Here is a 25,104-nt window from a genome sequence, read left to right as displayed (position 1 = left end):
CGGCGACGAGAATGCCGACCAACGTGAATGTCCCTCGGGCAACGGCGTTCGAGGGACGCGACGGGGGGAGGACGCGTGAAACCATCCACACGCCTCGGTGCGGCGGTGGCCGCCCTGGGGCTGGTCGTGACCGGGCTCGGCGCCGCACCGGCCGGCGCGCACCAGCGGGACGGGGGCTACTCGGCGGAGATCCGACGCGCGTCGTACGGGGTTCCGCACATCACCGCTGCCAGCTTCGCCGACCTCGGCTTCGGCGTCGGCTACGTGCAGGCCGAGGACAACCTCTGCGTCATCGCCGAGAAGGTGGTGACGGTCAGCGCCGAGCGGTCCCGGTGGTTCGGCGCCACCGGCGCGACGGACCCGAACGTGCGCAGCGACCTGTTCTTCCGCAAGGCGATCGACGACCGGGCCGTCGAGCGGCTTCTCGACGGCCGCCGCGACGGCGTGCACTCGCCGTCCGACGACGTGCGCGACCAGATCCGCGGCTTCGTCGCCGGCTACAACTCCTACCTGCGCCGCACCGGCGCGGCGAACCTGACCGACCCGGCGTGCCGGGCCCGGCCCTGGGTTCGTCCGCTCACCGAACTGGACATCTGGCGTACCACCTGGGCCAGCATGGTCCGGGCCGGCTCGCGGGCGATGCTGGACGGGATCGTCGCCGCCGCCCCGCCCACGGCTACCGGCCCGGCCGCCGTGCAGGACGCGCCCGGCGCGGCCGCGGTCGTCGCCGCCGCCGACGGCGCGCCCGCGGGCGTGGGCAGCAACGCGTACGGGCTGGGCGAGCAGGCGACCGCCAACCGCGGCGGGATGGTGCTGGCCAACCCGCACTTCCCGTGGGACGGCGCGGAGCGCTTCTACCGGATGCACCTCAAGGTCCCGGGCCGCTACGACGTGGAGGGCGCCGCGCTGATCGGTGACCCGATCGTCGAGATCGGACACAACCGCACGCTCGCCTGGAGTCACACCGTCTCCACCGCCCGCCGGTTCGTCTGGCACCGCCTTACCTTGGTCCCCGGCGACCCCACCTCCTACTACGTCGACGGCCGGACCCGGAAGATGACCATCCGCACCGTCACCGTCCAGGTGCCCGGCCCGGCCGGCGGCCTGGTGCCGGTCAGCCGCACCTTCCACGACACCCACTTCGGGCCGGTCGTGGTGGTGCCCGGCACCTTCGACTGGACCGCCGACACCGCGTACGCGATCACCGACGTCAACGCCACCAACAACCGGGCGTTCGACGGGTGGCTCCAGATGGGCCGCGCCTCGACGGTCCGGGAGTTGGAGCGGGTGCTCGACCGCTACCAGTTCCTGCCCTGGGTGAACGTGATCGCCGCCGACTCCCGGGGCGAGGCGCTCTACGCCGACCACTCGGTGGTGCCCCGGGTGACCGACGCGCTCGCCGCCGCCTGCATCCCCGCGCCGTTCCAGCCGCTCTACGCGAGCAGCGGCCAGGCCGTGCTGGACGGTTCCCGGTCGGCCTGCGCGCTCGGCGCCGACCGGGACGCCGTGGTGCCCGGCATCCTCGGCCCGCGGAACCTGCCGGTCCGCTTCCGCGACGACTACGTGACCAACTCCAACGACAGCTACTGGCTGGCCAACCCGCAGTCGCCGCTGCAGGGCTACCCGCGGATCATCGGGGACGAGGGCACGGCGCGCAGCCTGCGGACCCGGCTCGGTCTGGACCAGGTGCGGCAGCGTCTCGCCGGCACCGACGGGCTGCCCGGCCGGGGGTTCACCGCCGAGCGGCTGTGGCGCACGGTGTTCGGCAACCGGGCGTACGGCGGCGAGCTGGTCCGCGACGACCTGGTGGGGCTCTGCACCGCGCAGCCCACGGCGACCGCCTCGAACGGCGCGACCGTGGACCTGCGCGACGCGTGCGCCGCCCTGAGGGGCTGGGATCAGCACGTCGACCTGGACAGCCGCGGCGCCCACCTGTTCACCGAGTTCGTGCTCGCCGGCGGGCTGCGCTTCGCCGATTCCTTCAGCGTCACCGACCCCGTACGCACCCCGAGCCGGCTCGCCACCACCGACCCGCGGGTACGCACCGCGCTCGCCGACGCGGTACAGCGCCTCGCCGGCATCCCCCTCGACGCCCGGCTCGGCGACGTCCAGACCGAACCGCGCGGCGACCGGCGCATCCCCATCCACGGCGGCCGCGCCGAGGCCGGCGTCTTCAACATGATCATCAACAACCGGGTGCCCGGCGTCGGCTACCCGAAGGTGGTGCACGGCTCGTCGTTCGTGATGGCCGTCGAACTGGGCCCGCACGGCCCGTCCGGGCGGCAGATCCTCACCTACTCCCAGTCGACCAACCCGAACTCCCCCTGGTACGCCGACCAGACGGCCCTCTACTCGGGCAAGGGCTGGGACACCATCAAGTACACCGAGGCGCAGATCAAGGCCGACCCGAACCTGCGCACCTACCGGGTGGGGGAGGGCCGCCGCCACTGGCACCGCTGACCCGTCCCGTCCCGTCGCGCCCGCCGGATCGCCCGTCGATCGGCGGGCGCGACGCGACACGCCCGAGGGGCAGAAATCGACGCGGCAATACCGCCCTATCGTCCAACTTGCTCCGCCGATTGGCCAATTCGTCCGGTGCCGGCGTGTCCGCGCCGCACACCGCCGCAGTTGTCCCGAGTGACACCCCGGTTGGTGGCCTGCGCGGCGAAGGAGTCGGCGTGGCAAAGACTGATTCGACGGGTTCCACATGGCGGTACCGGTGGGCGCACCGGCAGAACGAGCGCCGACACCGGACGTACCGCAGCGCCGAGGCCGCCTGGCGGCGGCGCGACGACGAACTGCGCCGGCTGCGGGCCCTCGCCGCCGACTTCCAGGGCTCCGCGGCGGCCGGCGCCGGTCTCCCGCTGGAACTCGCCGCCGACGAGGTGGTCCTCTGGGTGCTGCCCGCCGCGCAACTGGTCGAGGTCCGGCACACCGCGGTGCTGCCCGCGCCGGACCTGACCGTCCAGCCGGAGACGGCGACGTCGCTGCGTCCACGCCGCCCGGACGGGGTCCGGGTCACCGACGCGGGAATGGCCGTGATCACCAGCCGCCGCCTGGTGCTGCTCGGCGGGCGCGGCCGGCGCGACTGGGCGTACGGGAAGATGACCGGGCTCGCCCACGACCCGGCGGCGCCGGTCACCCTCATGCAGGTGTTGGACCGGCGCCGCACCTCCGGGCTGATGGTGCCGGTCGACGCGGCGGCCGACTTCCGGTTCACGCTGACCCTGGCGTTCGCCGACGCCATCGAGCAGCGCCCGGCGGTGCTCGCCCAGCTCGACGAGCTGATCGCCGAACACGCCCAGCTCAAGCCGTTCCGGCCGGCGGTCGCCACCCCGGGGCAGGCCCGGCTGTCCGCGCTGGTGCCCGGCGGCCGGCGGACCGTCGCGGTCGCCGCGGCGATCGCCCTGCTGGTGCCGGCCGCGCTCATCGAATCCAGCCCGTCCGACCCGGCGGGGGAGCGGGCCGTCGCGGCCACCCCCGCGCCGAGCGCCAGTCCGGTCCCGGCGCTGGTCCGCCCGGCGGCCTCGGTCCCGGCCGCCCCGACGGCGAAGCCGACCGAGCCGAAGCCCAAGCGCACCACGCCGTCGCCGACACCGAGCGCCGAGCGGCGCTGCGGGGCGCCGGTCAACCCCATGGGGTACGACTTCTGCGGCGGCTACCGGGTCCGCAAACCCGCCGCCGAGGTCTGCGACTTCTTCGACTGCGCCCAGGAGTTCTGGGCCGGTCGGGGCTACCTGGTGCAGTGCCGCGACGGCGTGGTCAGCCTGACCGGCGGTCAGCGCAGCGCCTGCGCCGGGCACAGCGGCGTGCGCCGCACCGTCTGGACCTGACCGGCGGCCCGGCTCGCCGCCGAGCTGGCCGAGACCGCCACCGACCGGCGGCCTCGCTCGCCCGTTGTGCGCGGGTGAGCGGCCGGGGCGTCGCTGTCGAAGTTGAGCAGTGGTTACGGTCGCCACCGACCGCGGCCCGCACGCACGCTCGTCGGGTGCCCGCCCGGACCATGGCGCCACGTGCGATGCGGGATGCCCACCCGAGCCGGGCGCTGGCGTGAATTCCGCCGTGCGCAACCCAGGAAATGACCCGCACCGTGCGCGGGCCGCTGTCTCGTCCACTGGCCCCGGCGTTCAGCGGCCGTCGTCAGTGAGCGGGTGGCCGCGCAGGGGCAGGAGCCCGGCGAAGATGAGCGCGCCCGCGATCGGCAGCAGGTCGAGGTTGACCGCGATCGCGGCGAAGCCGAGCAGCACCACCGGTGGCGCCCAGCGCGGCAGCCGGCGGGGCCGGACGGTGGCGGCCTGGACGAGCAACGTCAGCAGGCCGAGCTGGAACAGCAGCGGCCCGACGAGGAGCAGCGGATCGGGCAGGGGTGCCGCGTCGGCCAGGCCGGCGACGAGATCACCCAGGATCACCCAGAGGAACGCCGCGGACCCCGACAGCGCCGCCGCCGTGGCCACCTCGGTGAGGACGCGCAGGCGGGGTGTGGCGGCCAGCAGCATCCGCCGCAGACCCACGGCCAGGACGGCGAAGAGCGCGATCGAGGCGAAGAAGAGTGTGTGGCCGACGTTCCACGCCCAGCCCGGCCCGTGGCCGCCGTCCAGGCCGTCGAGCAGCCGCAGGATCCCGTAGAGCAGGAGCAGCACGGGTGCGCCGAGAGAGGCCACCCGGAGCGCGGGAACGATCGGCGCGAAAATGCGCGCATCGGTGGCAATCATTGTCTTAGCCTGACAGCTCCACGAGCGGCCCGGCATCCGGGTCTCCCCGCAGTCGACCCGGAAACGCCACCCCGGAGCAGGTCAGGGGCTGGATGTGAGCTATCCGATCATCACCCGGTTTCAACCCAATTGGTAGCTGATGTCCGAGATGATGACCGGCATGGAGATACGCTCCGACGACGGTGCGCGGCTGAGGATCCGGCCGGTCGGCTACCAGCCGGGCGTCGAGCCGCCGGTCGATCCGGAGGAGGCGGCGGACTGGGACGACTGGCTGCTCATCGAGGCGGACGCCCGCACCGCCGACGGCCAGGCCTGGTCGCACTGCGACCCGAGCCTGACCGTGACCGAGGCGGGGATGCTCGCCGACTGGCTGCGGTGGCAGGCCGAGAGCGCCGCGGGCGCGGGAGCGCCGGCCGCCCTGCTGCGTTTCACCGAGCCGAACCTGGCGTTCCGCACCCAGGTCATCCGCCGCCGGCGGCTGGAGTTGACCGTCGAGTTCTCCTACGAGTCGTTGCCGCCGTGGATGCGCCGTCCGCTGACCGCCGTGTACCGCCTGCCGCTGACCGTCTCCGCCGACGCGCTGGCGCTGGCCGCCGAGCACTGGACGCAGGAGGTCGAGGCGTACCCCCATCGGGTCATCTCCTGATCGGCCACTTCCGGGGACGGGGCCGGCATCGGTGCGGGCCAATTCTCTCTTATCGGGAACAAAGGGAAGCATCGATCCCTGACGCGTGACCTGTCCCGAACACGAGCTGTTGTACCGCGTGTGACCATCACATCACCCGGCAGCACTGCACCGGCGACCGCGCGACCTCCCGCCTGGCGGGTCGCCTGGGCGGAACGCGAGAACGAGCGGCGGCGCGGCGCCCACCGGGCCGAGGTCGAAGCCTGGAGCCGGCGCGCCGACGAGCTGGCGCGGCAGCGGATCGAGGCCGCCGGCTTCCTCGGCGCCACCCAGCCCCGCACCGGCCTTCCGGTGGAACTCGACCACGACGAACTCGTCTACCGGGTCCTGCCCCACGTCGAACTGGTGGAGGCCGTCGCCAGGCACGTACCCGGACTGCCCGCACCCGACCTCACCGTCGGGCCGCCCGACGCGACCGGCCGGGCGCTGCCCAGGGGACTGCGGGTCGTCGACGCCGGCCTGGCCGTGGTCACCAACCACCGCGTGGCCTTCGGCGGCCGCGAGCACCGGCGCGAGTGGCGGTACGCGGACCTGACCGGCCCCGCCCACCACCCCGACGTGCCGCTCACCCTGCTGCACACCAGCGAGGCGGGTCGGCTGGCCGGGCTGCTGGTGCCGGCCACGACCGCCGCGAACACCCGCTTCTACCTCACCCTCGCCGTCGCCCACGACCGTGGGGAACGCGCCTTCGTCGTCGCGGAACTCGACGCGCTCGCCGAGGCCCACCAGCGCCACCGGCCGCCCCCGCCGCCGCTGGCGGGCCCGCACCAGGCGCCCCTGACCGCGATACGTCCCGAGCGGCGCGCGGTCGCCGTCACCGCCGCCGCCGCGATGGCATTCGCGACGCTGAGCGCGACCGCCATCGGCTCGGAGCAGAGCGGACCGCGCTACCAGGTGGAAGCGGGCGCCGCGGACACCGACGGGCCCTGGGCGATCGGAGCCGTCATCCCCACCCTCACCGCCGCACCGACCGCGCCGGACACCGGTGCGACGCCGCCCGGCGGCGACCCGGTGTCACCGCCCACCGTCGGCGATGCGCCGACCGGGCCGGCCGAGACGGCGCCGACCCCGCGCACCGAGCCGACCCGCCGCCCGCAGGCCCCGGGAGCGGGCGGTGGGTCCGGCCCCGGCGTGGCCCCGGCGCCCGGCCCGACCACCGCACCGGCACCGCCCACCGGCGGCACGACGCCGGCCCACCCTGCCCCGACGCCGACTCCGACCACCCCGCCGGCCCCCAGCAGCCCACCGCCGACCGCGGCCCCCGCGCCGACCACGCCGCCCGCATCGCCGGAGGCGCGGCTGCTCACCGTCTGCCTCGACCCGATCCAGCTGCCGCTGTTGGACCCGCTGCTATGCCCTCGCCCGGAGTAGCCCTCGGCGCGGCCCGAGCGTTGACGCGCAGGGCAGCGGCCTGCTCCGCCGGACGCCGGCGGCTGGCCTGCGGCGTCGTGCGCTCGCGCGGGCCGCTGGGCAGGGCTCAGCCGGTGGCGCCGAAGTCGGGGAGGGTCAGCGCGCCGTCCGGGCCGAGCGGGAAGCCGGGATTCCAGGCGATCTCCCAGACGTGACCGTCCGGGTCGGCGAAGCAGCCGGCGTAGCCGCCGTAGAACGTCTCTCGGGCCGGCTGCGTGACCGCCGCGCCGGCCGCGGCGGCCGTTGCCATCAGCTCGTCGACCTCGCCGCGGGACCGGACGTTCTGCGCCAGTGTCATCCCGCCGAACCCGTCGCCGCCCGCGTCGTCGACGCCCGCGTCCGCGGCCAGCTTGGCCCGCCCCCACAGCACCAGCGCCAGACCGCCGGCCTGGAAGAACACCGTCTCCTCGACCTCCTGGCCGCGCCAGCCCAGCTGTTCGTAGAACGCCCGGGACCGGGGCAGGTCGGCGACGCCGAGGGTGACCAGGCTGATCCGCTGCTCCATCGTCACACCCCGATCATTCCTGGCAAGGCCCGCACCGCGTCGCGGACCTGGATGGACAGGTCGATCATCACTGCTCCTCCGGGCTGTCGTCCGCCTCACGGTAGGCCCCGGGTGTGACCTGCGGCGGGATTCGGCCCCGGACCGTCACAGGGCCGGACGCCGCCGCGTCCCGCTGGCATGACACGAATGATCCGTACCATCGCGGTCCTGCTCGGCCTGTCGGCCGTCGCCGTCGGGGTGTGGGCGCTGTTCGCACCGGCCTCGTTCGCCGAGGCCGTCAACTTCCCGCCGCACCGGCACTTCGTGCACGACATCGGCTCGTTCCAACTCGGCATCGGGGCGACCCTGCTGTTGGCCACCGTCTGGGCCGACGCGTTCACCGTGGGCCTCGCCGGCTACCTGGTCGGCAGCGTCGCGCACACGATCGTGCACGTCGCCGACCACGACCTCGGCGGCAGCGCCGGACAGACCCTGATCATCGGGGTGTCGTCGCTACTGGCCGCCGTGGCGCTGGTGGAGCGCTGGCGCGAGCTGGGCTGGGTGCTCGGCCCGGTCGAGCCGGCCGGGTCGCCGCAGTGGGCGTCGTTCATCCGGCAGAAGACCGTCGCGCTCACCACGTTTCGCCGCGACGGCACCCCGGTCGCCACACCGGTGAGCATCGCCGTCGTGGGGGAACAGGCGTACGTGCGAAGCTACGAGCGGGCGTGGAAGTCCCGGCGCATCCGCAACAACCCCGCCGTCGAGGTGGCCCCGTCCACCGGGCGCGGCACGCCGACCGGCCCGGCCGTCCAGGCCACGGCCCGCCCGCTCAGCGGCGAGGAGTACGCGACGGCCCGGCGGGCGCTGCGCCGCAAGTACCCGCTGCTGCACGGCGTGGTGGTGCCGCTCACCCACCGGCTCGGCCGGGGCCGGACCGGCCGCACCGTGCACTTCGCGCTCGTGGCGGTGCCGGCTCGCGTCGACGTGCCGGCGACCAGGGGGCGGCCGTGAACGTCCAAGGAGCCTGACGCTCAGCGGAGGACTCGTCCGCCGGTGACCGGACTGTGCGGCAGCGATGTTGGCCGGCTGCGGTCCGGCGGCCGGTCCCGAGGCGGAGACCCCATCGGCGGCAGGGCTGCGTACGCCTCGCGCCGGCGCGGCTGAGGTCAGTTTCCGGCTTGTACGAGTCGACAACAATCCGGAGACAGGTACGAGTCGATTTCTACGGAAGGAGCGCTCCATGCGCCGACGCCGCACCTGGATGACCATGGGGACGGTCGTCATGTTGGTGATCGCCCTGCCGACCTCGGTGGCCAACGCTGCGACCGCCACGCCCGGCGGCCGGATCCTCTACACACACTCCGTCGGCAGCACCTCCGGCGTTCACGGAGAGTTGCGCAGCGTCCGACCGGACGGGACGGCGATGTACGTCTACAGCCTGCCTCCTGGCGCCTTCGTGTACCCCGACTACTCGCCGGACGGCACCCGGATCGCCTACGTCTCACAATTCAGCGTGCGCACCATGTCGGCGCAGGACGGCTCGGACGACCGGTGGCTGATCGACGGGCCGTGCGCCCCGGCCAGCCCGCGCTGGTCGCCGGACGGCACGCAGGTCGGCTTCGAGTCGTGCGGCGACATCTACGTCGCCAGCAGCGACGGTCCCTCGTTGCGTAACGCGACCGAGAGCGAATTCAATGACCTGCAAACGTCGTGGGCTCCCGGCGGCAAACGTTTCGCGACAGCGACCATGGCTGGCGTGCAGATCTATCGCACGGACGGTTCCCGCTCGCGCACACTCACCGACCTGCCGGGGGCCTGGCACCTCGACTGGAACCCCAACGGCCGCAGCATTGCCGTCCAAGCGGACGGCGACCTGTGGCTCGTCGATGCCGATACCGGCAGCACCAGGCGGCTCACCGATACGCCGGACATCACGGAGCTGAGCCCTACCTGGTCCCCGGACGGGCGCTGGTTGGCGTATGGCCGCGGCCCGAACGACCCCGAGGCCGGGGACCCGAACTCCGCGGCGATCGATCCGCAGATCTGGCTGATGACGCGGACCGGCGGCCGGCCCCACCCGATCGGCGTGCACGGCGTTCCGAGCAGCTGGCGCGCCGCCGGCTGACCTCGAGCGCGGCGGGACCGGCCGCACCGTGCACTTCGCGCTCGTGGAAGTGCACGGTGCGGGCCCACCTGTCGGCAACCGGGGCGCGGCGCTGAACGTCCAAGGGGTATGACGCTCAGCGGAAGGCTCGTACGCCGGTGGCTGGTCTGCGCGACGGCGGCGGTGGCGCTGGCCGGCTGCGGCCCGGCGGCCGGTCCCGAGGTGGAGACTCCCATCGGCGGCGCTCCCGTCGGGGAAAGCATCGAGCAGCTGCGCCAGCAGGCGCGGGAGGCGCTGGCCCGGTACGACACGGCGGTCGCGGGGGCGGGCGACAGCCCACGGTTCGTGCCGGTCGGTGAGCTGACCGGCCAGCTCGGCGACTGGGAACCCGCCCACGAGGACAACAAGCTGAAACTGCTCTCCGGCCAGGTCGTCGCCGCCGGGCCGCTGCCCGACACCCCCCGGCCGACCGGCGAGGTGCGCTGGGTGAGCGGGGAGACGAAGCAGGTCCCGCTGCTCTCGGCCACCGCGACCCTCGACCGGCTGCGGGCCGCCGGGGCCGGCGAGTGCCCGGGCTGCGTACCCATGAAGGTCACCGCGGCCCGCGCCACCACCGTGCGCATCGAGACCTCTCGCGGTCCGGCGACGGTGCCGGCCTGGGAGTACGACCTCGAGGAAACCGCGGTGCGGCTGACCCGGGTCGCCGTCGCCGACTCGGCCACGGTCACCGTCACCCCGCCGTCCTGGGACCCCCACCACGCGCCCGGCGGGCTGGGCATCCAGTCGGCCACCATCACCCGGCCCGGCACGCGGCTGACCGTCGCGTTCACCGGCTCACCCGGGCCGGCGAGCCAACCGTGCGGGGTCGACTACACCGGCGAGGCCGTCGAGTCGGCGAACGCCGTCGTCGTCATCGTCGTCGAGCACCGGAACCGCGACGACCAGGTCTGTCCGGCGATCGGCGCGGGCCGCACCGCCACGCTGGACCTCGCGCGTCCGCTCGGCGAGCGGGCCGTCCTCGAGGTGCAGCAGGGCATGCCGGTCCCGGTGACGATCACCGGTTAGCGGAGGCCGTAGGGCGGGCGGTGCCTGCCGAACCACCGCGACACGCACAGCCGAGAGCTGCGGAGTGTCCACCGAACGCCATAGCATCGATGCTATGGGCTTGAGGGGCGATCGGATCGACTGGAACGACTTGCGCGACCGTCGGATGGCCGAGCCAGGGGCGGCTGAGGCGTACGAGGCCACCCGGATCGCGTTCGAGCTCGGCCAGGAGGTGCGGCAGCTGCGGGAACACCACGGCTGGAGTCAGAGCCGGCTCGCGCGAGCGGCGGGTATGACGCAGTCGGCGGTGGCCCGCTTCGAGGCGGGCGGGACGGTGCCGACCCTTGTGGTGCTGGAGCGGCTGGCGCGAGCCCTCGAGATGACGCTGGATGTCCGATTCGCGCCGAAGTCGGACGCTGCCTGACAACGCCGGCCCTCCGTGGCAGGGACGACTGGTTGCGCTGGCCGTGTTGGCGGACGGCGGTCTGGGCTGCTGAGATGTGCTCCGTGGGGGAGACCGAGGTGCGGCGCACCGTCGAGACGGTGTGGCGGATGGAGGCCGGCCGGGTCGTCGCCGGCATCGCCGGGACCGTCCGGGACGTCGGGCTGGCCGAGGAGTTGGCGCAGGACGCGCTGGTCGCCGCCCTCGAACAGTGGCCCCGCGACGGCGTGCCGGCCAACCCCGGCGCGTGGTTGACGACCGTGGGCAAGCGGCGGGCCGTCGACCTGGTCCGCCGCGAGCAGACCCGCGACCGGGTGGTGGACGCGCTCGGCCGGGACCTCGACGAGCACCACACCCCCGACTTCGACGCTGCCGTCGAGGACCGCATCGAGGACGACCTGCTCCGGCTGATCTTCGTGGCCTGCCACCCGGTGCTCTCCCCGATCGCGCGGGCCGCGCTCACCCTGCGACTGCTCGGTGGCCTGAGCACCGGCGAGATCGCCCGCGCGTTCCTCACCACCGAGCCCACCATCGGCCAGCGGATCACCCGCGCCAAGCAGGCCCTCGCCGCCGCCAGGGTGCCGTACGAGGTGCCCGACCCGGCCGACCGCGCCGAACGCCTCGGCTCGGTGCTGGAGGTCGTCTACCTGATCTTCAACGAGGGGTACGCGGCCACCGCCGGCGACGACTGGACGCGCCCCGCCCTCACCCAGGAGGCGCTGCGCCTGGCCCGGCAGTTGCAGGGTCTGATGCCCGGCGAGCCGGAGGTGCACGGCCTCGCCGCGCTGCTGGAGATCCAGGCGTCCCGGATCCGCGCCCGCACCGGCCCCGACGGTGAGCCGATCCTCCTCAACGACCAGGACCGGGGCCGCTGGGACCAACTGCTGATCCGCCGCGGCCTCGCCGCCCTCGACCGGGCCCGCACCGAGCACCCCGGCCCGTACGCCGTCCAGGCCGAGATCGCCGCCTGCCACGCGCGGGCGCGTACACCCGAGGAGACCGACTGGGCGCGGATCGCGACCCTCTACGCGGAGCTGGCCCGGCTCGTGCCCTCGCCCGTGGTGGAGCTGAACCGGGCCGTCGCGGTCGCCCAGGCCGACGGCCCCGCCGCTGGCCTGGAGATGGCCCGGGCGCTGGCCGACGACCCGGCGCTCGCGCGGTACCACCTGCTGCCCACCGTGCTCGGTGACCTGCTCGCCAAGCTCGGCCGGCGCGACGAGGCGCGGCGCGAGTTCGAGCGGGCGGCGTCGCTGGCCGGCAACGCGCGCGAGCGGGCGCTGCTGCTCGACCGGGCCGCCGCGTGCGGCTAGAGGGGGTCGCCGGGCGGTTCGATCGGGCCCTCGTCGAAAGCTCAGAAAAAATCTTGAAGACGGATGTCGGATCCCGGTGGACCCGATCGACGCGTCAGTGAGAAGTCACCACGGCCCGCCCGCGCGGACCGGTATCTGGAAGGAACCTTGAGATGCGCTACATGCTGATGCACAAGCTCGACGAGGACCAGCCCGGCACCTTCGACCCGAGCCCCGAGTTCATCGAGCGGATGGGCGCCTTCGTCGGCGAGGCGGCGAAGGCGGGTGTGCTGCTCGCGGGCGAGGGGCTCGAGAAGAGCAGCAAGGAGTCGGGCCGGATCACCGCCGAGAAGGGCAAGGTCACTGTCATCGACGGCCCGTTCACCGAGACGAAGGAGCTCATCGCCGGGTTCGCGCTGATGGAGGTGCGATCCAAGGACGAGGCGATGGAGTGGGCGCGGCGGTTCGTGGACCTCTTCATCGAGTCCGGGGTCGACGTCGAGGTCGACGTGCGGCGGGTCTTCGAGGGGCCGGAACCCGCCTGACCCGGCCGGGGAAGACGCCGGGCGCACGCGGGACGAGGGTGCGGACGTGACGGTCCGCGCCCTCGTCCGCGCCGTCACGGCCGTCCGCCACCCGGCCCGACCGGGCTCGGCAGTCTTCGGAGTCCGGCAATCTCGCTGTCAACGTTCGCTCAGTTTCCGTGACCTCGCTGGTCACCTGCGGCCGAAACGATCACTGGGTTTCCGCCTGACCTCCGAGCGAACTGCGAGTCCACTGTGTTTTCCCTGCGCCACGCCCGGCGATGCTCCCTGGGAGTGCTCGCGCTGGCGCTGATCGTGGGGCTCGTCCCGGATCCGGCCTCGGCGCATCCGTTCGGCGCTCCACAGCAGATCGAGGTCGCGGGCGACGGCGAACAGGGCGTGCGGGTCCGCTGGCGCGTCGGCGGCACCGACGACCTGACCCTGCTCGGCATCGACCTCGGGGTGCTGCCGAAGGACCGGGTGATGCTCGACGGCGCGGTGACCTACGAGGACTCCGACGCCGCCGCGATGGCCACGGCTCCGGAGTTCGCGGGCTACCTGACCGAGCGGATCGCCGTGACGCAGGGCGGGCGGGCGTGCGCGGGAAAGGTCGACGTCACCGACGATCTGGCGGCCGACGGCGCCGACGTGCTGTTCAGCTGCCCCGGGCCGGTGAGCACGGTGACCGTGACGTCCCGGATGCTCACCGACCTGCACGAGGCGTACCGGACGCTCGCCCGGGGCCCCGACGGGCAGAAGGCGGTGTACGACGCCAAGCACGAGTCGGCGGACTGGAGCATCGCCGGCGGCACGGACGCCGGTTCCGGCGCCGCGTCGACCCGGACGGTGGCCGCGGTGTCGGCGGACGAGAGCGCCCGGCAGCTCCTGATCATCGGGGGTGTCGTGCTGGCCGCCGCCGCGGCCGGGATCTTCTGGTACCGCCGGCGTCGGCGAGCGGCCTGACCCATGGACGTCGCCACGAGCCTCGGCGCTGCTTCCGGCCTCTTCGACCGCCTCCTCAGCGGCGATTTCTTCGGCGCCGCCGGGTTCGGCGATCGGTTGATCGAGATCGTGCAGTCGCCGGGTTTCGTGCCGGTGGCGTTGGTGATCGCGTTCGTGGCCGGGGCGGCGCACGGGCTCGCGCCCGGCCACGGCAAGAGTCTCGCGGCGGCGTACCTGATCGGCTCCCGCGGCCGGGTCCGCGACGCCGCCTGGCTGGGTCTGTCGGTGGCCGCGATGCACAGCGTCTCGGTGCTGGCCATCGCGGTCGCCTGGACCTTCTTCTCCCTCTCCGATCTGGTCAGCCTCGAGCGACTGACCACCGGCCTGCAGTTCGCGGCCGGCCTGACCGTCGTCGCCGTCGGGCTCTGGCTGCTGCTGCGCCACCTGCGCCGGCGCGGTCATCACCACGCGCACGGCCACAGCCACGACCACAGCCACACTCACGACCACAGCCACGGCCATACCCACACCTCCCGCCCCGGTCTGCTCCTGCTGGGCGTGTCCGGTGGCCTGACGCCGTCGCCGGCGGCCTTCCTCGTGCTGGTGACCGGCATCTTCGCCGGCCGGGCCGGGTTCGCCCTGCTCCTCGTGGCCTGCTTCGGTCTCGGGCTCGCCGCGGTGCTCTTCACCGTCGGCCTCCTGGCCCTCACCGGCCGCTCCCTCGTGGCCCGCGCCGCCTCGTCCCGCGCGCTCCTGCAGTTGGGCGCGCGGGTGGCCCCCGTGCTGGCCGCCGGCGGGATCACCCTCATCGGCGTCGGCATCTCCGCCGCCGCCGTGGCCGGCCTCCCCGGGACCTGACCAGCGACCCAGCCGAACACCAACAGAACACCCCCAACCAAAGGAGATGTCGTGACGACACGACTCCATCCGATCGCCCGAGGGTGGCGCCGCCTCGGCGCGACCGCCCTCGGGCTCGTGGTGGCGGGCGGCACGCTGCTGTTGCCCGCCCAGGACGCGCCGACCCTGGGCGGCGTCAACCCGGTGGCCCTGGCCGTTCCGGCCGCCGACGTGCTCGACGTCGCGTTCACCGGCGGCGCCGCCACCGACCGGGCCCAGAGCCTCGCCGCCACCACCTGGGGCGCCCCCACCTACACCACCGACGCGACGTTCGGCCACGACCTCCTCACCGTGGACGGGGTCGACGACGCCGTCTCCTTCGACTTCGCCGACCAGTGGAGCCGCTTCTCCACCGGCTTCGCCATCGAATGCGTCTTCCGGGTCGACACCGCCATGCCGGTGAGCGGCGAGAAGGACCTCTGCTCCGACAAGGAGGGCGGCGGCTTCTCGGTCTACGTCAACGGCGGCAACCTGGGCACGATGGCCCACATCGGCGGCGGCTACAAGTCGGTGCTGACCCCGATCACCGGCAACCGCTGGTACCACGCCGTCTCGGTCTGGGACGGCCAGGCGCTGCGCCTCTACCTCAACGGCCAACTGGCCGGCTCCAGCGCCGCCAGCGGCGCGCTCGCGCTGCCGGCCGCCACCGCGCGCCGGTTCGTGATCGGCGCCGACGCGGCTCCCTCCGGCATCGGACAGGTCGCCCCGCCGGCCTCCTTCGCCGCCAGCAAGGTCTGGAGCCGGCCGCTGGACGCCGCCCAGGCGGCCGAGCTGGCGTCGGCGTACGGCCTCAAGCCGCCGGTGCCGGTCGCCGACGTCCTCGACGTGGACTTCGACGACAGCACCCCGAAGGACGACGCGCAGAACCTCGCCGTCACCACCGTCGGCGAGCCGGTGATCGCCCAGGACTCCGCGGTGAAGGTGCCGGTGGCGTCCTTCGACGGCGCCAACGACGCGTACGCGTACGCGATGGGCGACACGCAGTGGGCGAAGATCCGCAACCAGGTCTCGATCGAGTGCACGTTCAAGGACAACGGCACCCTGCCCAACTCCGGTGAGCACTCGGTCTGCTCCGAGAAGGAGAGCGGCGGTTACTCGATCGTCGTGTACGGCGACAAGCTGACGTTCGCCGTGTACGCCAACGGCGCGTACCGCAACGCGCAGGTGCCGATCTCCTCCGGGCGCTGGTACCACGCCGTCGGCACGTGGGACGGCGCCACCGCCCGCCTGTACGTCGACGGCGTGCTGGCCGCCTCGGTCGCCGCGCCCGCCCCGCTGGGGCTGCCGGGCGGCGCCGCGCGCAACAACTTCTACGTCGGCGCCGACTCGGTCAACCAGTTCTGGGCGCCGGCGACGGTGCGCAACGCCCGCATCTTCTCCCGGGTGCTCACCCTGGACGAGGTGCAGGCCCTCAACGTCGCCGCGCTCGGTGACGTCCGGGACGCGGGTGTCGCGGTCACCGCGACCGTGCCGGCCGAGGGCGCCCACCTCAGCCGCCCGACCGAGCTGCAGGTCAGCGTGACCAACCAGGGCAACGCCACCGGCTGGCGGTACCTGCTCGACGGCCAGCCCGTCCAGGTCGGCCAGGAGGTCGGCGCCGGCCTGAAGTCCGGCAACCACACCCTGGAGATCTCGGCGACCGACGTGTTCGGCAAGTCGGTCGCCAAGACGGTCCGGTTTACCTCCGACGCCATCCCGACGGGCGGCGGCACCGACGTCGGCCAGGGCAGCGGCCGGGTCACGCTGTCGGCGATCGCCCACAACCCCGACGGCGGTCCGGTGACCACCACCTTCAAGCAGGCCACCCCGAGCGTGCCGATGGGCGGCTTCCAGGGCGTCGTCCCGGTGATGCCGTCCACGCTGGACTTCTCGTACACCGAGGGGAGCCAGATCGGCGCGAGCCCGCGCCCCGACGGCAACCTGGCGAACAGCCCGTCCACGGGCAACATCCCGTTCCAGCGGTTCGACGTCCAGGTCCCGGCGTCGGCCGAGCGCCGCCAGATCCTGTGGAGCGGCGTGGTCGACCCCGAGCGGGCCGTCTCCCTGCACGCGTGGAACACCACCACGCGGGCGTGGACCGAGCTGGCCACCGCGCGCGGCCAGGCCGAGGGTGACACCACGCTGAAGGCCGCCGTACGGCCCGAGTTGGTCGACAACGGCGCGGTCCACGTCCTGGTGCTCGGCGAGGACCCGTTCGCCGACGACCTCGCGCCGCGCGACGGGTCCGCCAACGACCCGGCGAACCGGGACCACTTCGACGACCCGTCGACGTACGACTTCTCGCTCGCCCACTTCACCGACACCCAGTACCTCGCCGAGGGCGCGGCCGGCGGCACGTACGACGACTTCGACGGCGTCGACGAGCCGACCGACAAGATGACGATGGAGGAGCGGGCGCTCTGGCAGAAGTCCTACAAGGACACCACCCAGTGGCTGGCCCAGAACGCCGGCGGCAAGAAGATCGCCTACACCGCGCACACCGGTGACGTCATCGAGAACGACTACTCCGACCCGCTCGCCAAGGACTCCAGCGGCAACCTGCTCTACCCGGGCCTGGACGAGCAGGTGACCCGCGAGTTCCAGTTCACCTCGGAGGCGCAGCGGACCCTCGACGACGCCGGCGTGGTCAACCAGGTCGTCGCGGGCAACCACGACAACCAGGGCGGCAACGAGACCGGCCCGACGTCTCGCTTCAACCAGTACTACGGGCCGGACCGCTACTACGACGGCTCGCAGAAGTGGCCGACCGTGTCCAAGGCGTCGTACCACGCGTGGGACGAGACCACCGACGCGGCGGGCAACACGGTCACCCGGGGCAAGGACAACCAGAACAACTATGTCCTGTTCTCCGCCGGCGGGCTGGACTTCGTCGCGGTGGGCCTGTCGTACGGCGTGACGCAGGCCGAGGCCGACTGGGCCAGCTCGGTGTTCCAGCGGTACCACGACCGCAACGGCATCCTGCTGACCCACGCCTACCTCGCGCCGTCCGGAGCGCCGGACGGCCGGGGCGCCAACTTCTCCACCGACGGCTCCCGGGCCTTCTCGACCATCGTCGCGTCCAACCCGAACGTGTTCCTGGTCCTCGCCGGCCACGAGCACGGCGTCGGCACCAACCTCAAGACCGGGGTCGGCGTGACGGTGGCGCACGACGTGGTCGAGCTGCTCGCGGACTATCAGTTCTACAAGATGACCGCGGGCGAGCTGTGGCCGGAGAAGGTCGACGCCAACGGCAACCTCGACCTCAACGGCGACGGCACCGTCGACCACAAGAAGGACGACCTGCTCCAGTTCGGCGCCAGCTTCCTGCGGCTGCTGCAGATCGACGTCGACCGGTCCGAGATGAGCATCGACACCTACTCGCCGATGCTCAACAACTTCGGGGCCACGGAGTACGACGACCGTCGGCGCTACAACGGCGCCGAGGACAACATGGTGCTGCCGATCGACCTGTCCAGCCGGACCACCAGCTTCGGCACGGACAGCCTGGTCGTGGTCACCCCCACCGACACGGTGATCGGGACGGGCACCGCGAAGTCGGGCTGGCCCGCCAGCGTCGAGTGGAAGGGCCTGACCGAGGGCGAGCTGTACGCCTGGACCAGCACCAGCAGCACCGGCGACGGTGAGCAGGTCGGCTCGGCGGACCAGTTCGGCGGCGTCTTCGTGGCCACCGCGGCCGGCACGGACGTCACCCCGCCGGTGCTGACCGTCCCGGTCTCGACCACCGTCAAGCAGGGCGAGCCCTTCGACCCGCTCGCCGGGGTCACCGCGGTGGACAACACCGCCGGCGACGTCACCGACCGGATCCAGGTGGTCGGCACCGTCGACACCAACACCCCGGCCAGCTACGCGCTCACCTACCTGGTCTCCGACACCAACGGCAACCAGGCGGTCGCCAGCCGCGTGGTCACCGTGACGAAGACCCCCACCGAGGTGCTCATCCCGACGTCGGTCCGCGCCGACGACGTGACGGCGACCTGGCGCAAGAGCGCGAAGCTGACCGCCACGGTCAAGCCCAGCTCGGCGACCGGTCCCGTGCAGTTCCTCATCGGTGAGGACGTGCTGTGCGAGGCCACGCTGAAGAAGGGCGTCGCCAGCTGCACGGTCGACCGGCTGCCCCGGCCCGGCACCCACCGGGTACGGGCGGTCTACGGCGGCGACAAGAAGTACGCGCCGTCGTACGACGACTTCACCCTGAAGGTGGTCGACCGCCGGCACTGATCAAGCGGTACGCGTGAGCGGGGCCGGTCCGATCGGACTGGCCCCGCTCCTCGTCGCGGCAGCGAACCGCTTGCTCCTCACGCGACGTCATGGCACATAGTCGGTGACGTGGAGGAGCACCTGACCGTGGGGCGTGTGGCCGAGCTGGCCGGCATCAGCGTCCGCACGCTGCATCACTATGACGAGATCGGCCTCCTGCAGCCGTCCATGCGGACCGCGGCTGGGCACCGGGCCTACTCCTCGGACGACGTGGAGCGACTCCGGGAGGTGCTCGCCTACCGGCGACTCGGCTTCGGACTGCGGGAGATCGCGGATCTGATCGACGACCCGGCCACCGACGCGGTCGCGCACCTGTGCCGGCTGCGCGGCCTGCTGATGGACCAACGCGACCGCGCCGCTGCCATGGTGACGGCCATCGACCGGGAACTGGAGGCACGAGCAATGGGAATCAGGACGACGCCCGAGGAGCAACTGAAAGTGTTCGGCGCGCAGTTGTACGACGCCATCGGATCCGCATACCCAGCCACGCGGCGCACCGAGCCACGCATCGCCGCGCGCATCTGGGAGGCGCTCGGGGACGCACGAACGGTACTGAACGTCGGAGCCGGCACCGGCTCCTACGAACCACCCGACCGCGACGTCACGGCGGTGGAACCGTCGGCCGTCATGCGGGCGCAGCGTCCCGCGGGCGCGGCGCCGTGCGTGGCCGCCGCCGCGGAGAGCCTGCCGTTCGAGGACCAGTCCTTCGACGCCGCGATGGCGGTCAGCACCGTCCATCACTGGCCGGACCCGGTCGCCGGGCTGCGTGAGATGCGGCGTGTGGCCCGCCGCGTGGTCGTGTTCACGTACGACGCCGATGACACCGGCTGGCGTCAGCGGTTCTGGCTCACCCGCGACTACCTGCCCGAATTCGCGGACCTTCTCATCGGCTGGCCGTCCCTGGCCGACCTGACCCGCGCGATCGGAGGACGCGCGGAACCGGTGCTCGTCCCGTGGGACTGCGCTGACGGCTTCTTCGAGGCGCACTGGCGCCGGCCTGAGGCATACCTGGACGACCATGTACGCCGCGCGGTCTCGGTATGGACCAGAGTCGGACCGCAGGCCGAGCAACGGGCAGTCAGCACACTCCGCGAAGACCTCTCCTCAGGCCGATGGGCCGAGCGCAACCGTGACCTCATCGCCCTCGAAACGGCAGAGCTCGGGCTCCGCCTGCTCGTAGCCTGAACCACACGTCCCGGATCCTTACTGCCGCCCAGATCGCTACCGGTGGCACGCTGTCGGCCATGAATCATGGGGACCGGTCGCAGCGAATAATTGAGGAGCTCCGACGGATGCCTGAGCAGTGCGAGCCCAAGGCCAACCAAGATCCTCGGTACCTCCGGTACTCCACCGCCGTGTCGGCGCTGCGATGGATCATCGACGACTAGCCAAGGAGCAGGCGGCGCAGCCGGCGACGGAACGACATGTCGGGGAGCTTGGAGCGCTCGTCTCGGACGCTGTGACGGTTTGGCAACAGATGCCGTCTGTCGCTCCGGGCTGCGCGTCGTCCGGATGTTTGCCGTCCTGTCGCGTCCCTTGCTTGCCGGCGAGTTTGCTGCCTCCCTCCCGCATGCCCCTGCGGTGCCGTGGCTGGCGACGGAAATCATGTGGATCTCAAGCGCGCCCGTGCTATCGCCGGATCGGTCAACGCATACGGACCAGCTGTCCACAAGTTCCGCCCGCTAGCTGATCTTGGCCCACCGGTATCCGAGGTCTCGCAGCCCCTACGGCCGATATCACGGCGTTGATCTTTCCAACTAATCTCCTGCTGCACTCTGGGCCATCTGGCCAGCACAAACAGTTCCCCCAAGCGCGCAGCACTCGGCACCGAATGGCACCCGTGCGTCGGCGCTGCCTACACCCCCCTCATAGATCAGGAGTACTTCCATGTCTCAGCCGACCGCCTCGCCGCAGCAGCAGCCGATCCTCGTGCAGGTTCGCCAGAAGCAGACCGGTACCGCCTACCTGTTCTGGTTCCTGCTCGGTGTCTTCGGCGGCCACCAGTTCTACCTCGGCAAGACCGGACGTGGCCTGCTGTACCTGTTCACCGTCGGCATCTTCGGCGTGGGTGTCCTAATCGACCTGTTCACGCTGCCGAGCCAGGTGCGTCAGGTCAACACGCAGCTCGCCATCGGGATCCGTTGATCGTTTCCGTACCCGCCCGGGCATGCGGCGTGATTGACCTCCTCGCCAGTCCGTCGGCCGTCGCCGGCGGCCCGCACAGGAGCGGCCTCTAAATCCGTCGCGAAAGCTACAGAGGTTCGAAATCCCCCACCCGCAACCAGGTGCGAGAACGGCCTCTAGCCAGCAGAGATGCGGCTAGGGGCCGATCTTGTTTAGTCCCGCCGAGTCCAGCTGTCACCCATCATCGCCAGTCCTGCGGCGCATCTGGGGACAGGGCTGTGTGTACCGGCCTCAGAAGTACCCAACGGAGTTCCGTGATCTGTGGGGGGCAAAGTCGGCTGCCCGACACGGGGATCATTCATCTGCAACTTGCCCTCAAGCGCGTAGCGATCTCGGTGCTTACTAATGCCGTGTATGACGGCAACGGCCAAAACCGTGCCGGCAAGATCGACAGGCTGAACCTCGTACTGGGTGGCGAGGTGGGTAGCCGCGGCGTCCCGCCGAAGGTTTGTATGGTGACGGCGATGAACGTCCCACACTGTCAATTGATTAGCCGGACATTCGTATGGGCACGGCTACGACCACGGCGGTAGCGATGATGGCCAACAGAACACGCGGCACGCGTAGCCCGCGCCACCACGGCACCAGCCAAAGCAACAGCCACGCCGCGGCGAAGAGCGCCGCGTGCTCGCCCCACATGGCGAGGGTGGTCTCCTCGCACCTGTTGTCAGTCGAGGATGACGCGCAGAGCGCCGGTGGCTTATCGGCACCGAGCACTACGACCATCCCCACACAGCCAGCTATCACTGGGGCTGCCAGGAGCGTGACGAGCGGGGTGAACAACCACCCGGCGAGATCACGACGCCGATCGAGCCTGCCGATGTGCGTCAGTTCGGCGACTTCGACCTCCGGCATGAGGAGGAGGCTACTGCCTACACAGGCCCACCGCAGACCCGGCGGCGGCGCACAGACTGCGCGCTGCCAGAGAGATCAGTGTCGACCGGCTTGGGGAAGCTTCATCGAACCCTGCCTGGCGGCTGCAACTGGAAACAGTCTCGCGACGCTGTCCTCCTCGGCCCAGTGAGGATCGGGCGGTCACTGACGTCAACCGCCTCACCGCTGCTGGCTGGGAACGACCCCCGGCGCGTTCGCCAGGATCGAGTCGGGCAGCGCCGGCCCAGCCGGCAGCGCGACCGGCTCCTTGGCCCGGGTGACCAGCTCCACCACCGTACGGCTCAGCTGCTGAGCCGACGCCGACATCGACTCGTTGGCGGTGACGATCGCGGTGACCACCTCGGCGCGCTTCTGCTGGCCGTACCGGACCGCGTCCTCGATCCCCCGCGCCTGGGCGTCGATCGACTCGGCCACCTCCAGGATCGTCTCCGGCCGGATGGTCGGCGTCTGGATCACCCGCGCGATCTCCGGCACCGCGGTCTGCGACGCCCGCGCGTACGCCGACAGCACGTCGTTGGCGCCGTCTGCCACCGCCTGCTGCATGTCGGCCGCCTGGCTGCTCTGCAACAGCAGCGCCCACTGCGCGATGGTCAGCTTCATGGTGGGAATGGTGAGGTTCATCAGCAGGGCGAGCCGCTGACCCAGGCCGTAGTTGAGGGTGCGAATGTTGCGTACCTGCGGCGAGGTCGACCAGGCCACGAAGAGGCGCTGCTGGAACTCGTTGATGCGTACCTCGATGGCCTGGATGAACTCGGTGACCCGGGACAGCCGCTCCTGCTTGTCGCGTTGATCCACGTCGCCGGGGTTGATGGTGATGGTGGCGGCGTCGGCGACCGCGGCGTCGCGGACCAGCTCCATCACCGCGATCGCCCCGATGAGCTGCGCGATCGACGCCTCGTTGGCCTTGTACAGCTCGTCGCAGAGCACCACGTTGCGCTTGAGCTGCTGCTGCTTGTCGGCCAGCTGGCCGGCGACCCGGTCGAGTTGCCGCTCGACCGACCGCGCCTCCTCGAAGAGCATCTGCAGCATGTCGCGGCCCTTGCGGAAGATGCCGGCCACCGCGTCCATGAACCGGTTGAACGCCTCCCGGACCTTCGGGTCGCTGGGGTCGTACTTGCGGCGGAAGGTGCGCATCCGGTCGTTGAGGTCACGCATGATCGTCGTGAGCTCGGGGATGTTGACCTGCCCGACCTCCCGGAAGATCCGGTTGACCTGGGCGTTGACCTGGTCGATCGCGGTGTTGCCGAACGTGGCGAGCTGCTCGGTGTTGGCGAGCATGGTCGGGTAGAGCTGGGCCGCGGCGGCCTGCGCCTGTTCGCGTTGCGCCGGCGTGAGCAGGTCCTTGCAGACCAGTTGCCGTGGCCCGGTGGCGGCGAGGGCGGTGGAGACGGCGGTGTCCGCGGCGCCGGCCGGCGGGTTGGCCGACCCGCCGACGATGCTGCCGAAGTCGATCTGCAGAGCCGTGGCATCGGTCATGGCTATCTCCGTTCAGGCGCAGGTCTTGGCGTCTTTCAGGCAGTTCAGGAGGGCGAGCGTGACGTCGGCGGCCGGCGCCGGCGTGGTCCGGATCTGCTCGGCGAGCGGCAGGTCCTTGAAGGTCGTCAGGTCGTTGATTCCGACCTGGACGGCGGAACGGAATCCGTACTTCCGCCAGGCGATCGTCTGGATCTCCGGGTCCTTCATCGCGTCGATGAACCGGCCGGCGTCCGCGTCGAGCGCCAGGATCGGGTGGTCGCTGTAGATGGTCGGGTCGGGGTAGAGGATCCGCACGTTCTTGAGCAGGGACGCGCTGGCGTCGCCCGCCGCGACGACCTGCTGGATGAGTTGGTTCTCGTAGCCGGCGTAGAGCGGCGCCTTGAACTCGCCGCCCTGGGTGAGCCACTCCCGGAACCCGGCGTCGGAGCCGCGCGCCTGCAGGCCCTGCGCGTCGTAGAGCGCCCGCATCGTCGGCAACGCCGTGCGCGCCTGCTGAAGGTTGGGCGCGGAGAAGACGTCGGAGGTGGCCAGGATGCTCAGTTCGAGCTGGGCGAGGACGAACCCGCTGTTGGACTTCGCCGGGTCGGTGCTGGACACCGCGATCGGGCCGCGCAGGTCCGCGGCGCCGATCGACTCCCAGGTCTTGCGCTTGATGACGTAGTCCAGCAGCAGCGACTTCACGTCGACCATGTAGTAGCGGCCGTCGCGCTGCTGCACGAGCCCGGCCTTGACCAGGGCATCCGTGCCGCGCGGACCGGCGTAGACCACCTCGGGGGACTGCAGGACGTTCTCCCACCGGTAGTCGGGAAACGCCCCCTGGTGCAGGGACTCGAAGACGCTCTGCGCGCTGGCGCTCGACGGCCACAGGCAGTCGATCTGCCGGGCCCTCAGGTCGTCGGCGGAGAGCTGGACCTGGTCGTACGACCCGAGCGGCTCGAAGTTGACGTCGAGCTGGTGCCGGTCGCGCAGGATCCGCTCGACCTCGGGGTCGGCCATCAGCTCGGACTTCTCCGAGCCGCCGATGCAGGTGACGGTCATGGGCGCGGCGGTGGCGACCGGCCTGAACCGTTGCACCAGGACCGCGGTCGCGACGCAGACCGCGACCACGGTGACCAGGCCGATGAGGAACCGGGCACTTGGCAGTCTCACGCGAACTCCTCTATCCCAGCTCGGGTAGCTTCGGCGGTGCGACGGTCTCCAGGTTCGCGCGGTAGCGCACGATGTCTCCCTGGTTGACCAGCCGCACGCTGTCCAGGGCGAACTCGGCGAAGCGCTGGAACGCCTGTTCGCCGCTCGCCCGCAGGGTGCCCGCGTCCCGGTAGAGCACCGGGTCGCGCTGCACGTCGAGGTACTGCCGGACGGCCCCGTCCAGGCTCTCCAGGTGCCCGCCGATCTGGCTCGCCGTCGAGTAGAGGCTGTCCGGTGCGGTGGCCCGCACCCGCTCCAGCAGCTCCGGCACGTAGCGGCAGGCGTCCTCCAGCGCCGCGCGGGCCGCCGGGGCGTTCACCTCGCGGCTGAGTCGTCGCACGTCCCGGACGGTGCGCAGGGCCGCCTCCACCCGGCGCTGGGCGTCCTCGGCGTAGGTGTCGTCGTCCACCCGCGCCGCGGTGCGGTCGTCGACCATGAGGTAGACCCCGAGCGCGGCGGCGACGGCGAGCAGCGGCGACCACACCAGGCTACCGGTGAACGCGAAGATCCCGACGAAGACCACGACGGCCGTGATCAGCCCGGCCGGAGCGGCCAGCTTGTGTCGCACCGCC

21 protein-coding genes are annotated in these 25,104 nt (G+C 71.9%); 15 read left to right on the top strand and 6 right to left on the bottom strand.

What is annotated here, in order from left to right:
- Positions 1-75: 75 nt before the first annotated feature.
- A complete protein-coding gene (locus tag O7603_RS16195) occupies positions 76-2,460 on the top strand; it encodes an acylase (RefSeq protein ID WP_281576544.1) in 2,385 nt (794 codons plus the stop codon).
- A gap of 218 nt (positions 2,461-2,678) precedes the next feature.
- Positions 2,679-3,833 (top strand): hypothetical protein, encoded by a 1,155-nt coding sequence (locus tag O7603_RS16190; protein WP_281576543.1) that lies wholly within the window; start codon positions 2,679-2,681, stop codon positions 3,831-3,833.
- Positions 3,834-4,127: 294 nt separating this feature from the next.
- Here the strand turns inward: O7603_RS16190 and O7603_RS16185 are convergent, their stop codons facing one another.
- The gene (locus O7603_RS16185) at positions 4,128-4,712 is read right to left on the bottom strand and encodes a hypothetical protein (RefSeq protein WP_281576542.1); all 585 of its coding nucleotides are present in this window, start codon (positions 4,710-4,712) and stop codon (positions 4,128-4,130) included.
- A 160-nt stretch (positions 4,713-4,872) separates the two neighbouring features.
- Here O7603_RS16185 and O7603_RS16180 point away from each other — a divergent pair, with 160 nt between their 5' ends.
- A complete protein-coding gene (locus O7603_RS16180) occupies positions 4,873-5,358 on the top strand; it encodes a hypothetical protein (RefSeq protein WP_281576541.1) in 486 nt (161 codons plus the stop codon).
- Between the two features lie 120 nt (positions 5,359-5,478).
- A complete protein-coding gene (locus O7603_RS16175; protein ID WP_281576540.1) occupies positions 5,479-6,768 on the top strand; it encodes a hypothetical protein in 1,290 nt (429 codons plus the stop codon).
- Positions 6,769-6,874: 106 nt separating this feature from the next.
- On the opposite strand, the gene O7603_RS16170 is transcribed toward O7603_RS16175, so the two are convergent.
- The gene (locus O7603_RS16170; protein WP_281576713.1) at positions 6,875-7,312 is read right to left on the bottom strand and encodes a VOC family protein; all 438 of its coding nucleotides are present in this window, start codon (positions 7,310-7,312) and stop codon (positions 6,875-6,877) included.
- Between the two features lie 186 nt (positions 7,313-7,498).
- Between O7603_RS16170 and O7603_RS16165 the strand changes: the two genes are divergently transcribed.
- The 11 genes from O7603_RS16165 to O7603_RS16115 all read left to right on the top strand — a co-directional run bounded on the left by O7603_RS16165 (position 7,499) and on the right by O7603_RS16115 (position 20,935).
- Positions 7,499-8,302 (top strand): PPOX class F420-dependent oxidoreductase, encoded by an 804-nt coding sequence (locus tag O7603_RS16165; protein ID WP_281576539.1) that lies wholly within the window; start codon positions 7,499-7,501, stop codon positions 8,300-8,302.
- A gap of 229 nt (positions 8,303-8,531) precedes the next feature.
- Positions 8,532-9,416, top strand: coding sequence for a hypothetical protein (locus O7603_RS16160; RefSeq protein WP_281576538.1), 885 nt, complete (start codon positions 8,532-8,534; stop codon positions 9,414-9,416).
- A gap of 108 nt (positions 9,417-9,524) precedes the next feature.
- Positions 9,525-10,460, top strand: coding sequence for a hypothetical protein (locus tag O7603_RS16155; protein WP_281576537.1), 936 nt, complete (start codon positions 9,525-9,527; stop codon positions 10,458-10,460).
- Positions 10,461-10,554: 94 nt separating this feature from the next.
- Entirely contained in the window at positions 10,555-10,863 is a 309-nt protein-coding gene (locus O7603_RS16150) for a helix-turn-helix transcriptional regulator (RefSeq protein WP_281576536.1), read from the top strand.
- A gap of 83 nt (positions 10,864-10,946) precedes the next feature.
- Positions 10,947-12,191, top strand: coding sequence for an RNA polymerase sigma factor (locus tag O7603_RS16145; protein WP_281576535.1), 1,245 nt, complete (start codon positions 10,947-10,949; stop codon positions 12,189-12,191).
- Between the two features lie 152 nt (positions 12,192-12,343).
- The gene (locus tag O7603_RS16140; RefSeq protein WP_281576534.1) at positions 12,344-12,715 is read left to right on the top strand and encodes a YciI family protein; all 372 of its coding nucleotides are present in this window, start codon (positions 12,344-12,346) and stop codon (positions 12,713-12,715) included.
- A 273-nt stretch (positions 12,716-12,988) separates the two neighbouring features.
- Entirely contained in the window at positions 12,989-13,657 is a 669-nt protein-coding gene (locus O7603_RS16135; RefSeq protein ID WP_281576533.1) for a hypothetical protein, read from the top strand.
- Positions 13,658-13,660: 3 nt separating this feature from the next.
- Positions 13,661-14,494: a cobalt transporter gene (locus O7603_RS16130; protein WP_281576532.1), complete on the top strand. Its 834-nt coding sequence runs from the start codon at positions 13,661-13,663 to the stop codon at positions 14,492-14,494.
- A 51-nt stretch (positions 14,495-14,545) separates the two neighbouring features.
- Positions 14,546-18,751, top strand: coding sequence for a LamG-like jellyroll fold domain-containing protein (locus tag O7603_RS16125; protein WP_281576531.1), 4,206 nt, complete (start codon positions 14,546-14,548; stop codon positions 18,749-18,751).
- Between the two features lie 108 nt (positions 18,752-18,859).
- The gene (locus tag O7603_RS16120; protein ID WP_281576530.1) at positions 18,860-19,975 is read left to right on the top strand and encodes a MerR family transcriptional regulator; all 1,116 of its coding nucleotides are present in this window, start codon (positions 18,860-18,862) and stop codon (positions 19,973-19,975) included.
- A 702-nt stretch (positions 19,976-20,677) separates the two neighbouring features.
- Positions 20,678-20,935, top strand: a complete 258-nt coding sequence (locus tag O7603_RS16115) for a TM2 domain-containing protein (RefSeq protein WP_281576529.1) — start codon at positions 20,678-20,680, stop codon at positions 20,933-20,935.
- A gap of 528 nt (positions 20,936-21,463) precedes the next feature.
- Here O7603_RS16115 and O7603_RS16110 read toward each other — a convergent pair.
- The 4 genes from O7603_RS16110 to O7603_RS16095 form a co-directional block, all read right to left on the bottom strand.
- Positions 21,464-21,829 (bottom strand): hypothetical protein, encoded by a 366-nt coding sequence (locus O7603_RS16110; RefSeq protein WP_281576528.1) that lies wholly within the window; start codon positions 21,827-21,829, stop codon positions 21,464-21,466.
- Positions 21,830-22,027: 198 nt separating this feature from the next.
- Positions 22,028-23,344, bottom strand: coding sequence for a toxic anion resistance protein (locus tag O7603_RS16105; protein ID WP_281576527.1), 1,317 nt, complete (start codon positions 23,342-23,344; stop codon positions 22,028-22,030).
- Positions 23,345-23,356: 12 nt separating this feature from the next.
- Entirely contained in the window at positions 23,357-24,493 is a 1,137-nt protein-coding gene (locus O7603_RS16100; protein ID WP_281576526.1) for a hypothetical protein, read from the bottom strand.
- Positions 24,494-24,503: 10 nt separating this feature from the next.
- The gene (locus O7603_RS16095) at positions 24,504-25,100 is read right to left on the bottom strand and encodes a hypothetical protein (protein WP_281576525.1); all 597 of its coding nucleotides are present in this window, start codon (positions 25,098-25,100) and stop codon (positions 24,504-24,506) included.
- Positions 25,101-25,104: the final 4 nt, after the last annotated feature.

It is taken from the genome of Micromonospora sp. WMMD812 (genome assembly GCF_027497215.1).
Lineage (GTDB): Bacteria > Actinomycetota > Actinomycetes > Mycobacteriales > Micromonosporaceae > Micromonospora.
The sequence above is the reverse complement of the archived record's forward strand: the minus strand, read 5'-3'. Positions and strand labels throughout refer to the sequence as shown.

Coding starts and splice junctions, on each gene's coding strand:
- O7603_RS16185 (WP_281576542.1), bottom strand. CDS start 4,712: ATGATTGCCACCGATGCGCGCATTTTCGCGCCGATCGTTCCCGCGCTC.
- O7603_RS16180 (WP_281576541.1), top strand. CDS start 4,873: ATGGAGATACGCTCCGACGACGGTGCGCGGCTGAGGATCCGGCCGGTC.
- O7603_RS16170 (WP_281576713.1), bottom strand. CDS start 7,312: ATGGAGCAGCGGATCAGCCTGGTCACCCTCGGCGTCGCCGACCTGCCC.
- O7603_RS16165 (WP_281576539.1), top strand. CDS start 7,499: ATGATCCGTACCATCGCGGTCCTGCTCGGCCTGTCGGCCGTCGCCGTC.
- O7603_RS16160 (WP_281576538.1), top strand. CDS start 8,532: ATGCGCCGACGCCGCACCTGGATGACCATGGGGACGGTCGTCATGTTG.
- O7603_RS16155 (WP_281576537.1), top strand. CDS start 9,525: ATGACGCTCAGCGGAAGGCTCGTACGCCGGTGGCTGGTCTGCGCGACG.
- O7603_RS16150 (WP_281576536.1), top strand. CDS start 10,555: ATGGGCTTGAGGGGCGATCGGATCGACTGGAACGACTTGCGCGACCGT.
- O7603_RS16140 (WP_281576534.1), top strand. CDS start 12,344: ATGCGCTACATGCTGATGCACAAGCTCGACGAGGACCAGCCCGGCACC.
- O7603_RS16130 (WP_281576532.1), top strand. CDS start 13,661: ATGGACGTCGCCACGAGCCTCGGCGCTGCTTCCGGCCTCTTCGACCGC.
- O7603_RS16115 (WP_281576529.1), top strand. CDS start 20,678: ATGTCTCAGCCGACCGCCTCGCCGCAGCAGCAGCCGATCCTCGTGCAG.
- O7603_RS16110 (WP_281576528.1), bottom strand. CDS start 21,829: ATGCCGGAGGTCGAAGTCGCCGAACTGACGCACATCGGCAGGCTCGAT.
- O7603_RS16105 (WP_281576527.1), bottom strand. CDS start 23,344: ATGACCGATGCCACGGCTCTGCAGATCGACTTCGGCAGCATCGTCGGC.